Annotated in this window: 3 protein-coding genes and 1 pseudogene; 3 read left to right on the forward strand and 1 reads right to left on the reverse strand. The window is 62.2% G+C overall.

Annotation, left to right across the window (positions count from 1 at the left end; translation table 11 throughout):
• The coding region (locus tag VMJ11_RS18790; RefSeq protein WP_325620897.1) for an integrase core domain-containing protein at window positions 1-466 on the forward strand (466 nt) is incomplete at its 5' end.
• A 407-nt stretch (window positions 467-873) separates the two neighbouring features.
• Window positions 874-2,382, forward strand: a complete 1,509-nt coding sequence (gene ltrA, locus VMJ11_RS18795) for a group II intron reverse transcriptase/maturase (protein WP_349255977.1) — start codon at window positions 874-876, stop codon at window positions 2,380-2,382.
• 106 nt (window positions 2,383-2,488) lie between these two features.
• On the opposite strand, the gene VMJ11_RS18800 is transcribed toward ltrA, so the two are convergent.
• The gene (locus VMJ11_RS18800) at window positions 2,489-2,785 is read right to left on the reverse strand and encodes a hypothetical protein (RefSeq protein WP_325620898.1); all 297 of its coding nucleotides are present in this window, start codon (window positions 2,783-2,785) and stop codon (window positions 2,489-2,491) included.
• Between the two features lie 236 nt (window positions 2,786-3,021).
• On the opposite strand from VMJ11_RS18800, the pseudogene VMJ11_RS18805 reads away from it, so the two are divergent.
• Window positions 3,022-3,425, forward strand: a pseudogene (locus VMJ11_RS18805) (polysaccharide deacetylase family protein); the annotation flags it as partial.

Here is a 3,425-nt window from a genome sequence, read left to right on the forward strand (position 1 = left end):
CGGCATGGTGTGGATCTTTTCGGCCGTGGATCACTGCGACGGCATGTGCACCGGCATCCATGCCGCGAAAATCGGTGACCGCTTCGCAGCCCTTGAGCCGATCTCCCAGGGGCTGCTGGGTGCGTTTGGCTCGGTAGCCGCGGACTCGGGCCGCGGGTTGTCGCTGCGCATGGATCACGGTTCGCAATACACCTCGGACGACTTCCGCGACCAGATCAGGTTCTGGGGCATCACGCCGAGCTACGCCTTCGTCGCCGAACCTCAGACCAACGGCGTCGCCGAGCGGTTCAACCGGACCATGAAGGAACAGGCAATTCATGGGCGCATCTTCCGGAACCTGGAGGAGGTTCGCGCTGCCGCCATCGCGTTCAGGGATAGATACAATCGCGACTGGCGTCTTGAAAAGCTGGGCTTCAAATCACCCCTCGAAGCCCGTCAGGAAAGGCTAATGAAGCTGGCCGCCTGAACTGCAAAAGCGTGTCCGTGCGCCGGTCAAAACCGGTGAGGTGTTGTGAATGAAAGAGTCATACGTTGAAGGCCTAGCCAGCCACGGCGGCCCCGAGTCATGCGTGTGCACCCGTGAGGATGCAGGCGAAGCGTTGACAGGGGTACGCGCGGGCCGGGTATTGAGCCGCGAGATATTTGCCCCGTGCTGCAAGGCACGGGCCGACCGGGGTGTCGAGGCTGTGGACACAAGCCGAAGGCCACACTGGTGCTGCCGCGTTGGCGAGGCAGCGCTGGACCCCGCGCGGTCTAAGACCCCGCGCACGCGCGGAAACATCTCACACGGGAACCGGGAGATCCCACGCTCTACTGCCCCCGCTGGGAAGCGCTGGGAGCAGTGCGCATCGTGAAGCCTGAGGGAATACGACGATGAGCTACGGGCGCGGGAAGTCGGACTGCTGCGTAGTACCGCAGAAGCTGTCGAACAAAGTCGAGGGTGCAACTCCCGCGACGGCGGAGACGGTGGAGGGAAGGCGGCAGGCCAAGGGCAATGCAGTCGCAGCGCACATGTCCCGCAGATCGGGGCGGGAATATGACATGGGAACGGCGCTCGACGGCATACGACAGACGGCCAAAGGCCGACCGGGTGCGAAGTTCACCACCCTGATGCATCACATCTACGCGGTCGACCGCCTGCGGGCAGCCTACTTTGCGCTTGAGCGCAAGGCGGCTGCCGGGGTGGACGGCGAGACGTGGCAGTCGTACGGACTGGACCTGGAAGCGCGGCTTCTGGATCTGGCCGACCGGCTGGCCCGAGGGGCTTACCGGCCCCAGCCTGTCAGACGCGTGTACATCGACAAGGCCGACGGCAGCAAGCGCCCGCTGGGTGTGCCTGCGCTGGAGGACAAGCTCGTTCAGCTTGCAACGGTCGAGGTACTCAACGCGATCTACGAACAGGATTTCATCGGGTTCAGTTACGGCTTCCGTCCTGGCAAGAGCGCACACAACGCGCTCGACGCCGTGAGCGTAGGTATCGAACGCAGGAAAGTGAGTTGGATACTTGATGCTGATATCAGCAAGTTCTACGACACGATCGAACACAACTGGCTGATCAGATTCATCGAGCACCGGGTGGCGGACATGCGAGTGGTGCGGCTCATCAAGAAATGGCTGCACGCTGGCGTGCTGGAAGACGGCAGGTTGGCGCAGAGTGAGATCGGTACAGTTCAGGGTGGTAGCATCTCGCCGCTGCTGTCGAACATCTATCTCCATTACGCGTTTGACCTGTGGGTGAAACAGTGGCGTGCGCGGCATGCCGACGGCGACGTGATCGTGGTGCGGTATGCCGATGATTGGGTCGCGGGGTTCCAGCACCTGAGGGATGCCGAGCGCTTCCAGCGCGAGGTCATCGAGAGGCTGGGCCGCTTCGGCTTGAAGCTGCACGAGAGCAAAACGCGGCTGATCGAGTTCGGGCGCTTTGCGCGCGAGAACTGCCGACGTCGCGGACGAGGCAAACCGCAAACCTTTGACTTCCTGGGCTTTACGCATTGCTGCGGGAAGACCCGCAAGGGGAAGTTTGCGGTACTGCGGTTGACCAGCGCCAAGCGTATGCGAGCCAAGCTGCTGACGGTCAAGGAGGAACTGCGTCGGCGTATGCACCATACCATCACGGAACAGGGACGGTACCTGCGAGCGGTGGTGACCGGGCATGCGCGCTACTTCGGAGTGCCCCGTAACGGCACGCGCATCGGCCAGTTTCGTCAAGCCGTCGGTCGGCTGTGGTTCCGCACGCTGCGCCGCCGAAGTCAGAAGCATCGTATGACTTCGCAGCGAATGAGTCGCATCACAGCGCACTGGTTGCCTCTCGTCCACATCTGCCACCCCTACCCGAACCAGCGTCTGATCGTCACGACCCAAGGCGGGAGCCGTATGCGTTAGGAGCGCACGTACGGATCTGCGGAGGGGGTGATAGGCGACTGTCATTCCTACTCCAACAAAAAAAACCGGAGGCGCCGCAAATTTCCGTCGATCCCCCTCTACTGAGCTAGACGATGGGACGTGGTTTCTGCACCTCGTAACCGTCCGCCGCGATCGACCAGTTGCTGACACGCTGTGCCGTCTCGAATTCGTGAACGGCGCCGGCGATTGCCTCTTCAATGCCCGCGCCCTCGTTGGGTACGCGCATCAACTCGCACCGGTGCGCAAACCCGCGGTGATCGAGGATCTCCTTGTAGAACACGACTTCGACGCTCGCCGCTGCCGAAGCCGATTCTCCTGCGGCGTGCGTGGCCGCACTTGCCACGGCGCGGGTGCCCATCTGCAATGTCGAGCTTGATGTCATCTCTTGACCTCCGGAATGGATTCCTTGCTGCGCGCCGCTTCGGCACCACAAATCGATACTGAATTCCCCCTTCGCCGTGCCATTGATTCAGGTCAAGCGCGCACGGGGGCGAACCAGTTTGAATAGTCCCGGCAATCGTGAAAAGCGTGGCGCGTGCTGCCAACAGCACCCGCGAACAGCAACAAACAGAAGAACAGGGCAAGAACATGCGCTTTCTCCTCCGCAAGCTCGGCGGGATGTTGATGCTGCTTCTCGTCGTGGTGATGGCGTCGCATCCGCTGGTGGCACACGCAGACGCGGCGAGCCCCGCACCCGAAGCCTCGATCCTCGTCTACCATCGCTTCGCCGGCGACGCCACGGACTCGATGACAGTACGCGTCGCAACGTTCGAAGCGCATCTCGCCTGGCTGCGCGCGCACGGCTACCAGATCGTGCCGCTGCGCGATATCGTCGCGTGGCTCAAGGATCCGTCGGCGACACTGCCGCCCAGAGCCATTGCGATCACTGTCGACGACGGTCATCGCTCGGTCTATGAAATGATGCGTCCGATTGTCCTGCGTGAGCGCTTTCCCGTCACCTTGTTCATCTATCCCTCGGCCATCTCGAACGCATCGTATGCGATGACATGGCCCGAGTTGCG

The sequence above is a fragment of the Paraburkholderia sp. genome, assembly GCF_035501035.1.
Taxonomy (GTDB): domain Bacteria; phylum Pseudomonadota; class Gammaproteobacteria; order Burkholderiales; family Burkholderiaceae; genus Paraburkholderia.

What these genes read in the sequence shown, in the direction of transcription:
- ltrA (WP_349255977.1), top strand. Translation starts at nt 874, where the DNA reads ATGAGCTACGGGCGCGGGAAGTCGGACTGCTGCGTAGTACCGCAGAAG.
- VMJ11_RS18800 (WP_325620898.1), bottom strand. Translation starts at nt 2,785, where the DNA reads ATGACATCAAGCTCGACATTGCAGATGGGCACCCGCGCCGTGGCAAGT.